Annotated in this window: 19 protein-coding genes; 11 read left to right on the top strand and 8 right to left on the bottom strand. The window is 55.3% G+C overall.

Annotated elements, in window-relative coordinates:
- Positions 1-5: 5 nt before the first annotated feature.
- Positions 6-929 (bottom strand): AEC family transporter, encoded by a 924-nt coding sequence (locus BCF46_RS11160; protein WP_121024184.1) that lies wholly within the window; start codon positions 927-929, stop codon positions 6-8.
- 42 nt (positions 930-971) lie between these two features.
- Complete coding sequence (mbfA, locus tag BCF46_RS11155) at positions 972-1,946, bottom strand: iron exporter MbfA (RefSeq protein ID WP_121024182.1); 975 nt, start codon at positions 1,944-1,946, stop codon at positions 972-974.
- Positions 1,947-2,110: 164 nt separating this feature from the next.
- Here mbfA and BCF46_RS11150 point away from each other — a divergent pair, with 164 nt between their 5' ends.
- Positions 2,111-2,377, top strand: a complete 267-nt coding sequence (locus BCF46_RS11150) for a hypothetical protein (protein WP_147435990.1) — start codon at positions 2,111-2,113, stop codon at positions 2,375-2,377.
- 123 nt (positions 2,378-2,500) lie between these two features.
- Complete coding sequence (locus BCF46_RS11145; RefSeq protein ID WP_121024178.1) at positions 2,501-3,118, top strand: TetR/AcrR family transcriptional regulator; 618 nt, start codon at positions 2,501-2,503, stop codon at positions 3,116-3,118.
- A gap of 41 nt (positions 3,119-3,159) precedes the next feature.
- On the opposite strand, the gene BCF46_RS11140 is transcribed toward BCF46_RS11145, so the two are convergent.
- The gene (locus BCF46_RS11140) at positions 3,160-4,272 is read right to left on the bottom strand and encodes an S-(hydroxymethyl)glutathione dehydrogenase/class III alcohol dehydrogenase (RefSeq protein WP_121024547.1); all 1,113 of its coding nucleotides are present in this window, start codon (positions 4,270-4,272) and stop codon (positions 3,160-3,162) included.
- A 117-nt stretch (positions 4,273-4,389) separates the two neighbouring features.
- On the opposite strand from BCF46_RS11140, the gene BCF46_RS11135 reads away from it, so the two are divergent.
- The 6 genes from BCF46_RS11135 to BCF46_RS11110 all read left to right on the top strand — a co-directional run bounded on the left by BCF46_RS11135 (position 4,390) and on the right by BCF46_RS11110 (position 8,678).
- Positions 4,390-4,647 (top strand): I78 family peptidase inhibitor, encoded by a 258-nt coding sequence (locus tag BCF46_RS11135; RefSeq protein ID WP_211332801.1) that lies wholly within the window; start codon positions 4,390-4,392, stop codon positions 4,645-4,647.
- Positions 4,648-4,724: 77 nt separating this feature from the next.
- Positions 4,725-5,492: a monofunctional biosynthetic peptidoglycan transglycosylase gene (gene mtgA / locus BCF46_RS11130; protein ID WP_121024175.1), complete on the top strand. Its 768-nt coding sequence runs from the start codon at positions 4,725-4,727 to the stop codon at positions 5,490-5,492.
- Positions 5,493-5,549: 57 nt separating this feature from the next.
- Positions 5,550-6,215, top strand: coding sequence for an FtsZ-binding protein FzlA (gene fzlA / locus BCF46_RS11125; protein ID WP_121024173.1), 666 nt, complete (start codon positions 5,550-5,552; stop codon positions 6,213-6,215).
- A gap of 2 nt (positions 6,216-6,217) precedes the next feature.
- Positions 6,218-7,240: a tRNA epoxyqueuosine(34) reductase QueG gene (gene queG, locus BCF46_RS11120; protein ID WP_121024545.1), complete on the top strand. Its 1,023-nt coding sequence runs from the start codon at positions 6,218-6,220 to the stop codon at positions 7,238-7,240.
- Complete coding sequence (locus BCF46_RS11115; RefSeq protein ID WP_425454420.1) at positions 7,240-8,109, top strand: SDR family oxidoreductase; 870 nt, start codon at positions 7,240-7,242, stop codon at positions 8,107-8,109. The genes queG and BCF46_RS11115 overlap by 1 nt, the downstream gene beginning before the upstream one ends.
- Before the next feature lie 71 nt (positions 8,110-8,180).
- Complete coding sequence (locus BCF46_RS11110) at positions 8,181-8,678, top strand: L,D-transpeptidase family protein (protein WP_121024169.1); 498 nt, start codon at positions 8,181-8,183, stop codon at positions 8,676-8,678.
- Positions 8,679-8,688: 10 nt separating this feature from the next.
- Here BCF46_RS11110 and dalA read toward each other — a convergent pair whose 3' ends face one another.
- Positions 8,689-9,198 carry a divisome-associated lipoprotein DalA gene (gene dalA, locus BCF46_RS11105; protein WP_121024167.1) on the bottom strand — a complete coding sequence of 170 codons (510 nt, stop codon included), beginning with the start codon at positions 9,196-9,198 and terminating at the stop codon, positions 8,689-8,691.
- Positions 9,199-9,356: 158 nt separating this feature from the next.
- Here dalA and BCF46_RS11100 point away from each other — a divergent pair, with 158 nt between their 5' ends.
- Positions 9,357-9,959: a L,D-transpeptidase gene (locus tag BCF46_RS11100; protein ID WP_121024165.1), complete on the top strand. Its 603-nt coding sequence runs from the start codon at positions 9,357-9,359 to the stop codon at positions 9,957-9,959.
- A gap of 156 nt (positions 9,960-10,115) precedes the next feature.
- Complete coding sequence (locus BCF46_RS11095; protein ID WP_121024163.1) at positions 10,116-10,295, top strand: hypothetical protein; 180 nt, start codon at positions 10,116-10,118, stop codon at positions 10,293-10,295.
- Between the two features lie 83 nt (positions 10,296-10,378).
- Here BCF46_RS11095 and rlmN read toward each other — a convergent pair whose 3' ends face one another.
- The 3 genes from rlmN to BCF46_RS11080 all read right to left on the bottom strand — a co-directional run bounded on the left by rlmN (position 10,379) and on the right by BCF46_RS11080 (position 12,852).
- Complete coding sequence (rlmN, locus tag BCF46_RS11090; RefSeq protein ID WP_121024161.1) at positions 10,379-11,572, bottom strand: dual-specificity RNA methyltransferase RlmN; 1,194 nt, start codon at positions 11,570-11,572, stop codon at positions 10,379-10,381.
- 43 nt (positions 11,573-11,615) lie between these two features.
- Positions 11,616-12,233 carry a Hint domain-containing protein gene (locus BCF46_RS11085; RefSeq protein WP_121024159.1) on the bottom strand — a complete coding sequence of 206 codons (618 nt, stop codon included), beginning with the start codon at positions 12,231-12,233 and terminating at the stop codon, positions 11,616-11,618.
- Between the two features lie 97 nt (positions 12,234-12,330).
- Positions 12,331-12,852, bottom strand: coding sequence for an invasion associated locus B family protein (locus BCF46_RS11080; protein WP_245990069.1), 522 nt, complete (start codon positions 12,850-12,852; stop codon positions 12,331-12,333).
- Positions 12,853-13,028: 176 nt separating this feature from the next.
- Here BCF46_RS11080 and BCF46_RS11075 point away from each other — a divergent pair, with 176 nt between their 5' ends.
- Entirely contained in the window at positions 13,029-14,027 is a 999-nt protein-coding gene (locus BCF46_RS11075) for an asparaginase (protein ID WP_121024157.1), read from the top strand.
- Here the strand turns inward: BCF46_RS11075 and BCF46_RS11070 are convergent.
- On the bottom strand, positions 14,014-16,155 hold the full coding sequence (locus tag BCF46_RS11070; RefSeq protein ID WP_245990016.1) for an ATP-binding protein: 2,142 nt from the start codon (positions 16,153-16,155) through the stop codon (positions 14,014-14,016). The genes BCF46_RS11075 and BCF46_RS11070 overlap by 14 nt on opposite strands.
- Positions 16,156-16,169 lie beyond the last annotated feature (14 nt).

Below are 16,169 nucleotides of genomic sequence, written 5' to 3'. Positions count from 1 at the left end.
CTCCTTTAAGTGACCCAGCCGATCACCAGCGAAACGGTCAGGATGCTGACGGCAGTTGATATAAGAATACTGGCCGATACCCGCGTCGGGGCAACCCCATAATGCTGCGCGATCATGTAAACATTGCCCGCAACTGGCAAGGCGGCGGCGGCAATCATGACCGAGGCGGAATAGGGGTCCACCGAAAACAGCCAAAGCGCGGATACCGCTACAGCCGCTGGATGAAGCACCAGTTTTGAGAAGGACAGCCAAGTTGCCACCTCCATACGTTCCGCTGATTTGGTCGCGAGCGAGGCACCGATTGCAAACAATGCGCCGGGTGTGGCCGCACCACCAAGGATGGAGAGGAACTCGTTGAAGGGAACGGGGATGGGCATCGCGGAGGCCGACCATGCGAAACCCAAAACGATAGAGACGATCATTGGATTTTTAATCAGGCCCGTACCTACAGTTTTCAAAATTCCAAGCGACATGCGACCGTCGCGTGACCCGGTAATCAGGATCACCACGAGGCTACCGAAGAAGATTAGGTCCACCGCCAAAATTAACATGACTGGCCCAATGGCGTCCTCGCCCATAAGCAACACGAGCATCGGCACGCCAAGGAAACCTACATTGCCAATGACCCCGCACTGGGCTTCAATCGCCGCTTCTTCAACCGACCGCCAGCGTAGCAATGCGACAGCGGTGACAAGCAAGTAGACAAGGGCCGTTGCCCAGAAATAGGCGACGATATACGTCCAATCCAGAATCTCGGCTATGGAGAGATTGGCAGAAAAGCGGAACAGCATGGCCGACAATGCGAAATAGAAGACGAATTTTGTCAGATAGCCCGTGGCCTCGGGCGTGAAAAATTTCACCCGACCAGCCCAGTAGCCCACGCCTATGATGGCGAAAAAGGGCAGTGTTTTCAGAAATATCTCCAGCATCGCTTCCCCCGATACCACGGTCTCGGGGGCTGCAACAGTGGATTAGCCGCTGCCGATTAATACACCCGCGGCAAGGACAAGCGCGCCGCCAAGTACCACCTGCAATGCGGCTCTGAAAAACGGGGTCTCCATGAAGCGATTCTGAATCCACGCTATGGCCCAAAGCTCGATAAACACGACGATGATCGCAATGGTGGTCGCGGTCCAGAAATCCGTGATGAGATAAGGCAGCGCATGCCCCAAGCCACCAAGCGTGGTCATGATACCCGACGCAAAGCCGCGCTTCCATGGGGAGCCACGGCCAGACAACTGCCCGTCATCGGACGCCGCTTCGGTGAAGCCCATCGAGATACCTGCACCGACTGACGCCGCAAGTCCCACAAGGAAGGTGTCCCACGTGTTGCCGGTGGCGAAAGCGGCTGCGAAGATCGGTGCAAGAGTTGAAACTGAACCGTCCATAAGTCCGGCCAAGCCAGGCTGAACCCAAGTCAGCACAAACTGGCGATGCGCCTCTTTGTCCTCGGAGTCACGCGTATCACCATCTATTCGGGCGGTAAGCTCAGAAGCCTTTTGTTCGTGGCCAGCCTCGGCGGCGGCCAGATCGCCAAGCAACTTGCGCGTGTCGGCATCTGTGGTCCGTTTAGCAGCAAGTTCATAGAACCGCTGCGCGTCACGCTCCATCTGTCCGGCCTGCTCGCGTATTTTCTCGAGGCCGAGATTCTCGACAAGCCAAATCGGGGAACGGGCGTAGAAACCTGCAACATGCTCGCGGCGCAAGAGTGGGATGACGTCGCCAAACCGTTTCTTATGCAAATCAATAAGCATCTGTCGATGTGTATCTTCCTCTGCTGCCATAGCTTCGAACACTTCCGCAGTCGCGGGAAAGCTCTCGCGTAGGCGTTCGGCATATCCCCGGTAGATACGGGCATCGTCTTCCTCTGACGAAATCGCCAAGGCGAGGACTTCTTGTTCGCTTAGATCGGTGAAGCGACGGCGGAAACTGACGGAGGGAAGCATTGGAACCTCAATATTAGAATGGTTCTAAAATAGGCAATTCATAAGAGAGATCAACCCGCGATAAAAAGTAAACCGAACGGTTCAGAAACATCTTGAAAAAGTGAACGACTCGGTTTAGTTATCCGAATATGAACTGAACGGTTCACTTATGAAGGATGAAAACCATGAACTCTCTCAAGTCCGCCCTGATCGCCGCCTCGATAGTTTTTGCTGGCCCTGCGCTGGCTAACGGAGGAATGTCTTTTGGCTATATTCACAACCTCACCTACCCTTCGCAGGATGTGACTGTCTCGCAGAACAATGCCAAATTGCTGGCACCCTCTGGTGATCGCTGCACGCTGCTGGAACGGGAAGTTGGGGTTCAACCGGATGCTTGCGGCACCATCTCCAAATCGGAGCTGGTGAAACGCAAGCTTGCGCGCGACGAGTAGCTCCCCCCTAACTCATGTCGTACAACTGGGCGGGCCTCGTGGCCCGCCCTTAAGTTTCTGGCAGTCATTGCCCAAACTAAACTGTATGGTCTATAATAACACATTGGGTCGGGAGACACTCACTTGGACGGAAACACACCTGAAATCAAACGCGGCCGCAAATACGATCAAGTGATCGCAGGGGCGCGTGACGTTTTTCTGGCTCAGGGTTTCGAGGGCGCAAGTGTCGACCTGATCGCGCGCGAAGCCGGGGTCTCCAAGGCCACGCTTTATAGCTATTTCCCTGACAAACGGATTCTCTTCATCGAAGTCGCGAAGCAGGAATGCGCATCGCAAGCAGACCGTGCTTTGCAGGTTGATGCAACCGATGTTCCTGTGCGCGAAATGCTGACTGCAATGTCTTACAAGATGATGGAGTTTCTGACGTCCAATTTCGCACAGCGCATTTTCCGTATTTGCGTGGCCGAGTCGGATCGCTTCCCGGAGCTGGGGCGCGAGTTTTACGCATCCGGCCCGAAGCTGCTGGAAGATCGTCTAAGCGAGTATTTCGAACATGCCTGCGAACGTGGGGAGTTGAAGATCGACGATATTGGCCTCGCCGCGATGCAGTTCCAGGAGCTGATGAAATCGGAAATCTTCGTGCAGATGATCTTCAATATCATCGAAAAACCAACTGAAGCCCAAGTTGATCGGGTCATCAGTGGCGCTGTCGATATGTTTTTGGCGCGCTACGGAGCGTAACTTACGCCCCGCGCTTGATAGCGGTCTTTTGTGATCTGTTCTTAGTAGACCACGACCGACCGGATCGACTCGCCCGCGTGCATTAAATCGAAACCTTTGTTGATGTCTTCAAGGCCCATAGTGTGGGTAATCATCGGATCGATCTCGATCTTTCCATCCATGTACCAGTCAACAATCTTAGGCACATCGGTGCGACCGCGCGCACCGCCAAATGCAGTACCGCGCCAGCTGCGTCCGGTGACCAGTTGGAATGGTCGCGTGCTAATTTCTGCGCCCGCGGGCGCTACACCGATGATGATAGATTCGCCCCAGCCCTTATGTGCGGCTTCCAGCGCGGTGCGCATTACGCCAACATTTCCGGTGGCGTCGAATGTGTAATCCGCGCCGCCTTTAGTGAGGGCCACTAGGTAGGCTACCAGATCGCCGTCAATCTCGGAGGGGTTGACGAAATCTGTCATGCCAAAGCGTGTCGCCATCTCAACCTTGGACGGGTTCAGGTCCACGCCTACGATCTGATCTGCACCGGCAAGGCGTAAGCCTTGGATGACGTTCAGCCCGATGCCACCAAGACCGAAAACGATCGCGCGGGAGCCAATTTCAACCTTGGCCGTATTGATCACCGCGCCAATGCCGGTGGTTACGCCGCAGCCGATGTAGCAAATTTTGTCAAATGGCGCGTCGTCTCGCACCTTAGCCAGCGCAATCTCTGGCATGACCGAGTGGTTCGCGAAGGTCGAACATCCCATGTAGTGCAGGATCGGGTCACCATCGAGAGTTGAGAACCGCGACGTGCCGTCAGGCATAAGCCCCTGCCCCTGCGTGGATCGGATCGATTGGCACAGATTGGTTTTCGGGTTCAGGCAATACTCGCACTCACGACATTCTGGCGTGTAAAGCGGGATGACGTGGTCACCCTTTTTCAGCGACGTCACGCCCGGACCGACATCCACGACAACGCCTGCGCCTTCATGGCCAAGGATTGCGGGAAACAGTCCCTCGGGATCAGCGCCGGACAAGGTGAATTCATCCGTATGGCAAATGCCAGTGGCCTTCATCTCGACCAGCACTTCGCCGTCGCGAGGGCCATCTAGATTTACGTCCATGACTTCCAGCGGTTTTCCGGCTTGAACGGCGACTGCGGCTCTGGTGCGCATTATGTGATCCTTTCCTAGTGTGTTGTGGTCAAACTTGCGCATAGTCACGGTGAAATCAATCGCCTTAGATTTGCTCATGTCGGCCGGACCCATTAAACCGCTTGGATGCGATTCCTTTTGCCCCTTCTCTTGCTGTTGGCTGCCTGTGGCGATCAATTCACTGACCCCGCAGATTTTGACGGGCAGCCGCGCTGTGGTGCCGAGAGCTATTTCTATCTGTTGGGTAAAAGGGCTTCGGCGTTGGATAAGCTCGACCTACCCAAGTCTTCGCGCGTGCTACGTCCTGACGACGTAATTACCATGGATTTTAGTCCAGACCGCCTGACGATTGATATCGACAGATCCGGCCTGATTTCTAGCGTAACTTGCCGATAGGCATCACCACTCGGCAGCCTTCAACTATCGGGACGTCAAACCTTTGACCACACCCTCAATCGGGGTAGAACAGCGATATGGCGAAGGCAGTGACGAAACCAAAAACGCGAGCTAAACTGGCTCCGAAAACCAAACAGGCGAAACCAAAACGATCTATCTTCTGGTGGATCGGCGTCGTGCCGTTTCTGGCGGTGCGATGGGGGTGGCGGCTTTTGGTGGCGTTGGCGCTGTTCGTACTGTTCATGGTCGTGCTTTATGCTTTGGTAAATCCTCCTACGACCGCCTATATCTTTTCGGAAAATTGGCGGCTTGACGAAACCCGTCGGGAATGGCGCGATTTCGAGACTATTTCACCCAATATGCCGCATGCTATTGTCGCCGCCGAGGATGCCAACTTTTGTAACCACTGGGGCTTCGACATGGCCGCGATTCGCGACGCGTTGGAAGATGGCGGTGGTCGAGGGGCGTCCACGATTTCGCAGCAGACGGTAAAGAACGTGTTTCTTTGGCATGGCCGAAACTGGACTCGCAAGGCACTGGAGGCGGGCATCACCCCGGTGATGGAAGCAGTCTGGACGAAGCGCCGTATTCTTGAGGTTTACATGAATGTTGCCGAGTTCGATGAAGGCGTGTTTGGTGTCGGTGCTGCGGCGCCTTGGTATTTTGGTGTAGATGCCAAAGATTTGACCATGCGACAGGCCTCGTTGCTGGCGGCGATCTTACCAAATCCGAAGGGACGTTCGGCGAAACGGCCATCCGCATACATTCAGAAACGGGCACGGTCGATTGCGTCCGGGGCGGCTACGATCCGCGCGGATGGGCGCAATCAGTGTTTCGAAGGTTGAAAATTCCGTGCAACGTTGCCATGACAAACAGACAGATTTCTCTCATTGGATAATGTGATGAACCGCCTTTACCACGCCCCGCTCTCACCATTTTGCCGCAAGGTACGCCTCGTCTTGGCCGAAAAGAAGGTCGAGGTTGAACTGGTCGAGGAGCGCTATTGGGAGCAGAGCACCGATTTCATGCAACGCAACCCTGCGGGTAAAGTGCCGATCTTGAAGATCGACAGTCAAACGCTGAGCGAGAGCCAAGCGATCTGCGAGTATCTGGAAGAAGTCATCCCAGAGCCGGCTTTGCTGCCGAAAAAGCCGGAAGACCGTGCCGAAGTACGACGGTTGGTGTTTTGGTTTGATGATAAATTCCACCAAGAAGTCACGTCGAAATTGCTCTATGAGCGGGTCAACAAGAAGATCATGGGCCAAGGCTATCCTGAGAGCCGGAACGTGAAGCTGGGCGCTCAGAAAATCAAGTACCACATCGACTATATGGGCTGGCTTCTGGATCAACGTCGTTGGTTGGGTGGGGACCAGCTTAGCTTGGCTGATTTCACCGCTGCGGCCCATTTCTCCTGCCTCGACTATATTCGTGATGTGGACTGGAACAGGAACTCTAACGTCAAAGACTGGTACGCGAAGATCAAATCACGGCCTGCGTTTCGATCCATCCTCGCGGATCAGGTGTCAGGCTTCATCCAGCCGCCGCACTATGCGGATCTAGATTTTTGAGCCTGAAGGACCGACTACGGGCGCAAGCGCTCGCGGAAGGGTTTGCGAAAATGGGGATATGCAGGCCGGACGCTATCCCGCAGGCTTCCAATCGCCTGAATACCTATGTCGACGAAGGGCGTCATGGCCAGATGGGCTGGATGGCAGAGCGCATGGCATGGCGCGGAAGTCCTGAAGCTCTTTGGCCCGAGGCCCGCTCTGTGATCATGCTGGCAGAGGTTTACTCACCAGATCACGACCCGCTTGAAACCCTGAAGCTTCGCGACCGCGCGGTGATCTCGGTCTACGCGCAGAACCGAGACTATCATGACATTGTAAAAAAGCGCCTCAAGCGCGTTGGCCGCTGGCTGATTGATCAGGCTGAGGGAGCTGAGATCAAAGTTTTCGTAGATACTGCGCCGGTTATGGAAAAACCATTGGCACAGGCCGCTGGTCTTGGGTGGCAAGGGAAGCACACGAATATTCTGTCGCGCGATTTGGGCAATTGGTTCTTCCTCGGGGCGATCTTCACAACCGTTGAATTAGACCCTGATACCGCCCAAACCGAAAATTGCGGGACCTGTCGCGCCTGCTTGGACGTCTGCCCGACGGATGCGTTCCCTGCTCCGTTCCAGCTGGATGCGCGGCGTTGCATTTCCTACCTGACGATTGAGCACAAAGGCCCTATCGACGAAGACCTGCGCGGAAAACTCGGCAACCACATCTACGGCTGTGACGACTGCCTCGCCGTTTGCCCGTGGAACAAGTTCGCCCAAAACGCGACAGAGCTTCGCTATGCTGCACGTGACGATTTGCGTGCACCAGCCCTTGCGGAGTTGGTCGCGTTGAATGACGTAGAGTTTCGGGCAAAGTTCTCTGGCTCGCCGATCAAGCGGATCGGGCGGGATCGCTTCATTCGGAATGTGCTTTATGCCATCGGAAATTCTGCGACACCTGCGCTGATTGAAGCGGCACGAGCACATACCAACGACCCCGACCCTACTATTGCAGATGCCGCGCGATGGGCCGTTGAGAGGTTAACCTGATGCCGCATCTTCTGAGCTTTGGTCACGGATATTCAGCGCAGGCGTTAACGCGTTTGTTGTTGCCGCGGGGTTGGACAGTTACCGGCACCACGCGATCCAAACAAAAAGCAGAAACCTTGCAGCAGGAAGGTGTTCAGCCCGTTATCTGGCCAGATGCAGACATGGCACCTCATTTGGCAAGAGCTACGCATTTACTGGTATCCGCTGGGCCAAACGAAGACGGTGATCCGGTTCTGAACGAACTGCGGACACAGATTGCAAAATTCGCCGGAAATCTGGAATGGGTGGGCTACCTATCGACCACCGGTGTCTACGGTGATCATCATGGTGGCTGGGTTGATGAAGCCACCCCGCTCTCGCCATCTACGAAACGCGGCAAAATGCGGGTCGAGGCGGAGGCTGCTTGGCAGGACCTTGCGGATGAGGTGAATTTACCGCTCCATATTTTCCGTCTTGCGGGAATCTATGGACCGGGGCGTGGACCCTTCTCAAAGGTTCGAAACGGAACGGCGCGACGGATTATCAAGGAAGGCCAGGTCTTTAGCCGCATCCATGTTGAAGATATCGCGCAGGTATTAGAAGCGTCCATTAGACAACCCAACCCCGGCGCGGTTTACAATCTTTGCGATGACGACGCAGCCCCACCGCAAGACGTGATCGGTTACGCGGCTAGGTTGCTTGATATGCCTTTGCCAGAGGCAGTGGATTTCGCGTCCGCAGACATGTCGCCCATGGCGCGTAGCTTTTACGCGGAGTCCAAACGCGTTCGTAATGATCGCATCAAGGAAGAGCTTGGGGTGAAATTGCTCTACCCGGATTATCGCATAGGACTTGAGGCATTGCTGGCAGCTGAGAACACATCAGTGTGACGGTGAATTTAGTGGATTCCTGCGACGGAAATTTCTGGTTATAGTTCTCAAAAATCGGGATGGTAACTCATATGCGCTTTGTGCTTTTGCGTGGTCTGCTTCTGGCCTCTTTGCTGATTCTGTCGGCCTGTTCGTCGAAGTTCGCAACCTACAATGGACCTGAGGTCACAAAGCTCGAGATTCATAAGACCCAACGAATCCTGAGAGTTTTCCACGGAAACCGACTTCTTAAGACCTACGAAGTTGATCTGGGATTCGGCGCGCGGGGCCACAAACAGGTTGAGGGTGACGGGCGTACACCTGAGGGGCGCTACACCATTGATCGCCGTAACCCGAATAGCTCGTTCTATCTGTCTCTTGGAATATCTTACCCGAACGCAAGGGATCGTGCCTATGCGCGGTCGATCGGGAAATCACCGGGCGGCGACATCTTCATTCACGGTCAACCCAACTTAAAAGGTAAGCGCGGGCCGGATTGGACGGCAGGGTGCATAGCTATCCGAAACAAGGAGATGCGGTTGCTTTATGCAATGGTAAAGAACGGGACCGTAATCGACATCTTCCCGTAAGCGGGCAGCTTTAGCTGCCCGTGACCATGGTCCACCAAATTTTGCCGCTTGGCTCCTGAAACCACGAAAATCCCAGCTTGCGGGCCCGTGGGGACAAAATGACCTCGCGCGTCGAGGGCAATTGCATCCATGCGGCGACGGTTTCTGACTCGTTTTCGTAAGATTCGGAGATGTTTTCGCCGATCATTTGACCTTCATACCCAGTGCGTGCGACGCGATCTAGCGGGGAAGAGCCGTCAGAGCCAAAGTGCCAAGGGCGGTTTTGCACCGACATATCACGTGAATGCGTTGCGGCGGCGGCTGTTAGTTTGCTGTCGAGTTCTACCGGGTTCTTGCCAGCGGCAACACGCAAGGCGTTGACGGAATCCAGCACGCGGAACTGGATCTTAGCGGTATCGTTGGCTTTTATTCGATACACGCGAGGCAGCGGCTTCCCGTCTGGACCAATGGTTGGACCGACCGGTGTACAAGCCGAGAGCGCGAAGAACGCGGAGATCACAATGAGAAGCAGTCTTGCCATACCAATTATTCCTTAGAATTTTGCCAATCCTTAAACTGAACGGTGCGGCTGTTCAAACACGGTGGTGGAAAATGGCCGATCATATCATTGTTTGATTTGTGATTGCGGCATTCTCGCCATATTAATGGACCGAAGACTACTCAAGGGGGGTATGTTCCATGAGCAAAACGACTTTCACCGGCCTGAACCGCCGTAGTTTCCTACTAACCGCCGGCGCCGCTGCGACGGGCTTCGCGACACCGACGCTGTCGCAAGTTACTGCTGACACCACCGAAGTTGAGCGGGATGTCACTGAAGTGGTGCGCCGCAATATGTCGAGCTTCCGTTCTTTGCAGTGGCAGCCCTATTTCAGCAACCTGAGAAATGGCGCGATTCTTGTCGATATCGACAGCCGCGCCCTGCATATGTGGACCGAAGACGGTGGATATAGGCTATATCCGTCCTCCGTTCCGTTGTCCGAAGATCTAACGCGCCGGGGTCGTACCAGCATCATCCGTAAGGTTGATGGTCCAACCTGGAGTCCCACACCTGCAATGAAGAAGCGCAACCCTGAATGGCCGGACTTCGTGCCGGCAGGACCGGACAATCCGCTCGGGACGCATGCCTTGTATCTTGGCTGGACATATTACCGGATCCATGGGACGCACGACACGCGCAAAATCGGGCGCCGTTCGTCAAACGGGTGCATTGGTCTGTTCAACGAGCACATCGCGGAGGTGTTCGCCAATGCCAAGATCGGCACACAAGTGTTGCTAATTTGACGACATTCTGACTGGTTGAAATCGACCTCATGCGTCGTGCCATTGTATTGAGCAAACATTTTTGGTTATACGATGTAACGAGATACTGTCTTGGGTGTCTGTGGATGGACCGGATAGTCTGGGTCCAGCAGGCGTATCTTGGAAGGATATATAGAGATGAAAAAAATCGTACTTGCAGCAGTTTTCACTGCAGCCGCTTCTACTGCTTTCGCTGGTGGTCTGTCTGACCCAATCATCGAAGAGCCTGTAATCGTAGAAGAAACTTCTTCTTCTGCTGGTGGCATTTTTATTCCACTGCTGTTCCTGGTTCTGGCCGCTGCCGCTGCTTCTTCCTAAGCGCACGCTAAACCGAGTTTTTGAAAGGGCGTCCGAGCAATCGGGCGCCTTTTCTACGTTGGGGGCTCGGAAGGAACGGCTAATTACTCGTTTGCCAACCCGGCTTCAGCTTCGATTTGTTTACGGGATTTGCGTTCACGCTCGGTTGCGGACTTGAGTTGACCGCAAGCTGCCATGATATCTTCCCCACGCGGTTTGCGCACGGGAGAGGCGTAACCGGCTTGATAGACAATTTCGGAAAACGCCCTGATGCGGTTGTTTGAAGACCGCTCATAAGGTGCACCGGGCCACTCGTTGAACGGGATAAGGTTGATCTTGGCGGGGATGCCTTTGATCAATTCGACCAACCTGTGCGCGTCTTCATCAGAGTCGTTCACGTCTTTAAGCATCACATATTCGAAGGTAATCCGCTCGCTATTCGACGCTTTTGGGTAGGCCCTTAGCGATGCAAGCAATTCCTCAATATTCCAACGCTTGTTGATCGGGACCAGCTTGTCGCGGATCTCGTCCGTGGTGCCGTGGAAGGACACGGCCAGAAGGCAGCCGATCTCTTGGGCTGTTCTTGCGATTTCGGGCACGACGCCCGAGGTTGATAGTGTAATTCGACGGCGTGACAGGCTGATTCCCTCAGGATCCATCGCGATTTTCATGGCGTCGCGCACGTTCTCGAAGTTGTAGAGAGGCTCACCCATGCCCATCAGAACGATATTGGACAGCTTGCGCCGCGCCTCGTCATTCGGGTTGTGGCCCGGTTCTGGCCATTCGCCCAGATCGTCGCGGGCCAGCATAACTTGTCCGATAATTTCACCCGCGGTCAGATTGCGCACCAGTTTTTGCGTGCCAGTGTGGCAGAACGAGCATGTCAGCGTGCATCCAACCTGGCTGGAAATGCACAGTGTGCCGCGATCTTCCTCGGGGATGTAGACGACCTCCACCTCATGGCCGCCAGCGATGCGTACCAGATATTTGCGCGTGCCATCGGTGCTGACCTGACGGGTCACGACTTCGGGCAGGGCGATTTCAAACTTTTCAGCCAACAGCGCGCGGTAATCCTTCGACAAGTTGGTCATGCTGTCGAAATCACGCACACCTTTTTGGTACAACCACTGCCACACCTGCCCAGTCCGCATCTTTGCCTGCTTTTCAGGGGTGCCGGCAGCGATCAACGCCTCGCGCAAACCATCACGGGTCAAACCGATCAGGTTGGTCCGCTCGCCGTCGGGCAGTTTGCGGGGGATAGTCACTAGGTCTTGGGTGATCGGAGCAGTTGCGGACATCGGAGCCTCACGAGAGAGCAGAAAGACCGCCGGATACACCAAATCAGTGCAAAGGGAAACCAGCGGCTTGGTGAACCTGCTGTACTTGGGGTCGCACAAGGCTGCAGGCAAGGCGTGCTTCTTCAGCAGATAAGGAGGGGCGTGAGCACGACGGGCCGGTAGGTCCGAGGTCAACCGCCAAGTTTCCACAGTAAAGCAGATGGCTTTGCAAGAAGCCGAGCGAGACATATGTCACCCCGCGCAGACCTTCGATCTGATGAACGCCGTCCATGCCTAACAGATCCTTGGCGCAGACCAGAACTTCGCGCGCGGAAAACAGGACGTCAAACATCTGATGACGCAAGGCGATACGCTGCGTTGGCGCAAGAAAAATGTCGGTGCTGGGGCGATCGCCCCCGAACATGCCTGCGGGTATGCGGATAGGCGATTCCTTAGGGGATGCGATAAGGTCGAAATCCCGAAACGCGACACATTTGATTGTCTGCATTCCAAGGTCTTTGGTTAGAATCCTGTCACCGGATTTAAGATCTTCAACAAAGCGTTCCCCAGTGCTGGCCATGACAGGTGTTCCCACGCTCAACCCAGCGGGGGAGAGTCGGACAGCGACTGCGGTCTTCTCAGCGGGAAGCCTAACGGAACTGGTGTTCGAGGAGATGGTCATAAGATGCTGCCTGTTGGCCGGGTTGTCCCGGTCTTAGTGTGGAGGGAGTTAAGGAACCTTGGCAGCCGATCCCTTAACCCTGAAAAATTTGACTAAATTACCCGCCGCAACGCTTTGCGGCATCCTCGAGCGCGGCGGTGAAGCCGAGCAGGGAGAAGGAATCCTTAGTGGTTGTGCCGCGTTTCGACACCCCGGTGACGACCGCATCTGCGCCACGCTTCATGGCAGAAATGATCTTGTTGTCATCAGCTGGCGTCGGGGCCCAAGCTGTTTCACCACTGGTGAACAACTCATATGTGCCATCACCGATCTTCAGACTCACGGTCGCGCCATCGGGGTAGGGGTAGCCACCAGTGAAGGAGACTTCGCCCAGTTTACCGGCACCGGGCCAGTAGCTCACGAACATAAGCGTGTCGCCGCGGGTCACGGCCACAACGCGGCCACCCTTGGTGTTCACAACTTCCTTTGGGCTGGATACGATCCAGCACTGGGTCGGGTTGTCCTCGACAAACACGCTCCAGTCCGTTTTGGACGCCACGCGATTTGTAGATTGTTCCTGAGCGGAAAGGGGGCCAATGGCCAGAATAAGGGCCGTGCTTACGGCCATGCCTTGCAGCATCTTTTTCATGTATCTCACAGCTCCAGCTGTTTCTGCCTCTTGTGCACTGATCGATCCTTAACGGATTCAACTTATCTCAGCACAACATATTATTATCTCGATTGCCAAACGATAGCCCAGAATGCATGTGTTGGGAAAGCCCAATTGGCGGATTTTCGCTTTAGAAGGAGGCGTCTATGACACAACCCATCCCTATGGTCGAAATCTGGCGGGGCGACCTGCTTGAATCACAACATCTGGGCCATGCGGTCGTCTGTGACGCGAGCGGAAACGTGGTCGAGGCGTGGGGTGATGACGAAAAGGTGATCTACCCCCGCTCCTCATGCAAAATGTTGCAGGCTTTGCCGTTGATCGAGAGCGGCGCAGCTGATGCCTTTGGACTGACATCCGAGCATTTGGCGTTGTCCTGCGCATCGCACCAAGGGGCGGCGATCCACACGGATCGGGTGCAAGTCTGGCTGAATGACCTGGGCCTCTCCGTTTCGGATTTTCGCTGCGGACCCCAACGACCTGACGACAAGGAAGCGCATGAAGCGCTCGTGCGGGCGGGTAAGAACCCATGCCAGATTCACAACAATTGCTCGGGCAAGCATGGTGGCTTTCTGACGTTGAACAAACATTTGGGTGCTGGATCGGAATATGTCGAAGTGGATCATCCGGTTCAGCGGGCGGCCAAAGCTGCGTTTGAAGAGATGACAGGCGAAAGATCAGAATTTTATGGGATCGACGGTTGCTCCGCCCCAAATTTCTCTACCTCGGTGACCGGGCTGGCGCGGGCAATGGCGCGGATGGCCAAGCCGTCCGGTTCGGATTCCCGCGCTCAGGCGTCAACTCGACTGGTAGATGCGATGCGTGCGCATCCTGAACTCGTCGCAGGTGAAGGCCGCGCGTGCACAGAGTTGATGCGGGCCATGGATGGCAAGGTCGCGATCAAGACGGGCGCCGAGGCGGTCTTTACCGCCATTCTGCCCGAACAGGGTCTGGGCATGGCGCTAAAGATTGTCGACGGTGGCACCCGAGCGGCAGAGGCTGCGATTGCAGGGCTCTTGGTGAAGTATGGGGTACTTGATGAAAACCATCCCATGGCAAGAAAACGCATGTATGGTCCGATTTTGAGCAGAAGCGGGCTGCACGCAGGCCGCATCCGGCTAAGCCCTGACTTCATTCAGCTTTGAGCGGGTCGGTATCAGCCGGCGACAGCTCCTGGATCAAGGCATGGATTTTGTCCTTCTTGAGAGGCTTGGTCAGGTAGTGACTTAGCCCGGCCTCTTTGATCCGCTCCTCGTCGCCTTCCATGGCATGCGCGGTCATCGCGATGATCGGGATCGGGTTTGCGTCTCGATCCTTCTCTATCTGGCGGATGGCCCGGCTGGCCTCCATCCCGTCCATTTCGGGCATCGAGATGTCCATGAAGATCAGGTCGAACTCACCCTGCTCAAAAGCATCTACCGCTTCGACGCCGTTTATCGCCATCGTCAAGTCAGCTGCCACAGCTTTTAGCATTTTGCGAAACACCAGCTGGTTGGTTTTGTTGTCCTCTGCTGCAAGGATCCGCAACTGGCGTTTGGCTTTGACAACAGCAGGTGCCCGCTCGACCTCGGACAAGCAGGCAAATAGATCCTCGCGGCGAAAGGGTTTACGAAGTGTCAGCACGCCATCCGGCTCCGGAGCCGGATCGACAGCGGACATCATGGCTACGATTGGGGTGTCAGGGAAAGCCCGCCCCATGGTTTCAATAGTTGACGGTCCATCGCTGCATTCGAGGTGATGGCCCACGAATATCACATCAGGAGCTATGTCCGCCGGTACGGCAGCGGCGTTGGGCAGCACTGTGATCGGAACACCCAGCAACTCCAACTGTCTTGTGAGAATATCCAAGTCCATCGCGTTTGACTCAACGACGACGGCAGTTCTGATCTCGCTTGGAACCGCATTCGGGCTGACGTCTGCTGGCGTTACCAGTGGTAGATTTATCTGGAAGCCAAAACAGGCACCTTCGCCCTTTACGCTGCTGATCCAGACTTCACCGCCCATTTGCTCAACGAGCTTTCGGGTGATGGCGAGCCCAAGCCCGGTGCCCTCAAACTTGCGATTTGCGTCATCCTCAATCTGATTGAATTCTCCAAATATGTGATCGACCATCGATGCCTCGACCCCTAGGCCACTGTCTTCAATGGTGAAGTGAGTTTGGCATATGTTGGTCTTGTCATCGACGATCCCGACAACACGCACCATCACGTGGCCCTTGTCAGTGAATTTCACTGCGTTGCCAACAAGATTGGTGAGGATTTGACGGATACGGCCCTGATCACCGACAAACTCGGCGGGTAAGAATTGGTCGTAGTCTATCTGGAAATCGAGGCCCTTTTGCTGCACAGTCGGACCCACAATCAAGCCAACATCCTGCACTAGGCGCTCTAGGTCGAATGGTGCGGGCTTTAGTAGGATTCGCTCCGCTTCGATTTTCGAGAAATCCAATACGTCATTGATAATTTCCAGCAACGCTTCGCCCGAGTTGCGGATCGTTTGCGCGTAGAGCGTGCTTTCGTCATCCAACCCATTCTCAAGCAGCAAATCTGCCATGCCAACGACGCCGTTCATCGGCGTGCGCAACTCGTGGCTCATCTTTGCAAGGAATGCGGATTTCGCACGGTCAGCGGCTTGGGCCTTGTCACGCGCGTCGCGCAACTCGTCCTCGCGTAGTATGTTTTCGGTGATGTTGAGCACCATTGAGACGACGCCGCCATCCGAGGTGCGCCGGTCCATCATTTTGACGTAAACACCATTCCAGAAACGCAACGTGATCGGCTGGATCTCCGTTACGGTCCATCGGTCCAGCATCATGTCGAGCCAGTCTTCGGAACTCTGCCCGCGCAAATCGACGATACCTTCGTCGATACAAAGATCAAGAATGTCCCCAAAGCCGGATCCTGGTCCAATGTCGCCGGCGCCCTCAAAGGCGGCCAGATAGGGCGGATTGGCTGCGATCAGGTTCAGATTGGCATCGAACAAGGCAAAGCCGTCTCTGATGGTGTCGATAGCGTCCCAAAGAAGCCGCTCGACGGCGACCACCTTGTGATTGGCGGCCATCAGGTCGTTGGCGACGCGGGTGTTCTGCCCCTCAAGCTCCTCCACCACCCGCCGTTGGTCGACAATTTGACCCGACAGATCCAACGCATGGGCAGAGAGCTTGCGATTGGCGGCAGTAAGCTCGGTCTGTTTTTGCTCCAGCAGCCGTTCGGCAGCCAGCCGGGCGCGCCGTTCCTGCATGAGGTCCTGATTTGTCAGTGAGTGTTCCATCATTCTCGAATCGTCTG

This window comes from Litoreibacter meonggei (genome assembly GCF_003663885.1).
Classification (GTDB): domain Bacteria; phylum Pseudomonadota; class Alphaproteobacteria; order Rhodobacterales; family Rhodobacteraceae; genus Litoreibacter; species Litoreibacter meonggei.
Note: the sequence above shows the minus strand (reverse complement) of the source record. Positions and strands in the feature narration are given on the sequence as shown.

What these genes read in the sequence shown, in the direction of transcription:
- BCF46_RS11160 (WP_121024184.1), bottom strand. Translation starts at nt 929, where the DNA reads ATGCTGGAGATATTTCTGAAAACACTGCCCTTTTTCGCCATCATAGGC.
- mbfA (WP_121024182.1), bottom strand. Translation starts at nt 1,946, where the DNA reads ATGCTTCCCTCCGTCAGTTTCCGCCGTCGCTTCACCGATCTAAGCGAA.
- BCF46_RS11150 (WP_147435990.1), top strand. Translation starts at nt 2,111, where the DNA reads ATGAACTCTCTCAAGTCCGCCCTGATCGCCGCCTCGATAGTTTTTGCT.
- BCF46_RS11140 (WP_121024547.1), bottom strand. Translation starts at nt 4,272, where the DNA reads ATGCGCACCAGAGCCGCAGTCGCCGTTCAAGCCGGAAAACCGCTGGAA.
- mtgA (WP_121024175.1), top strand. Translation starts at nt 4,725, where the DNA reads ATGGCGAAGGCAGTGACGAAACCAAAAACGCGAGCTAAACTGGCTCCG.
- fzlA (WP_121024173.1), top strand. Translation starts at nt 5,550, where the DNA reads ATGAACCGCCTTTACCACGCCCCGCTCTCACCATTTTGCCGCAAGGTA.
- BCF46_RS11115 (WP_425454420.1), top strand. Translation starts at nt 7,240, where the DNA reads ATGCCGCATCTTCTGAGCTTTGGTCACGGATATTCAGCGCAGGCGTTA.
- BCF46_RS11110 (WP_121024169.1), top strand. Translation starts at nt 8,181, where the DNA reads ATGCGCTTTGTGCTTTTGCGTGGTCTGCTTCTGGCCTCTTTGCTGATT.
- dalA (WP_121024167.1), bottom strand. Translation starts at nt 9,198, where the DNA reads ATGGCAAGACTGCTTCTCATTGTGATCTCCGCGTTCTTCGCGCTCTCG.
- BCF46_RS11100 (WP_121024165.1), top strand. Translation starts at nt 9,357, where the DNA reads ATGAGCAAAACGACTTTCACCGGCCTGAACCGCCGTAGTTTCCTACTA.
- BCF46_RS11095 (WP_121024163.1), top strand. Translation starts at nt 10,116, where the DNA reads ATGAAAAAAATCGTACTTGCAGCAGTTTTCACTGCAGCCGCTTCTACT.
- rlmN (WP_121024161.1), bottom strand. Translation starts at nt 11,572, where the DNA reads ATGTCCGCAACTGCTCCGATCACCCAAGACCTAGTGACTATCCCCCGC.
- BCF46_RS11085 (WP_121024159.1), bottom strand. Translation starts at nt 12,233, where the DNA reads ATGACCATCTCCTCGAACACCAGTTCCGTTAGGCTTCCCGCTGAGAAG.
- BCF46_RS11080 (WP_245990069.1), bottom strand. Translation starts at nt 12,852, where the DNA reads ATGCTGCAAGGCATGGCCGTAAGCACGGCCCTTATTCTGGCCATTGGC.
- BCF46_RS11075 (WP_121024157.1), top strand. Translation starts at nt 13,029, where the DNA reads ATGACACAACCCATCCCTATGGTCGAAATCTGGCGGGGCGACCTGCTT.
- BCF46_RS11070 (WP_245990016.1), bottom strand. Translation starts at nt 16,155, where the DNA reads ATGATGGAACACTCACTGACAAATCAGGACCTCATGCAGGAACGGCGC.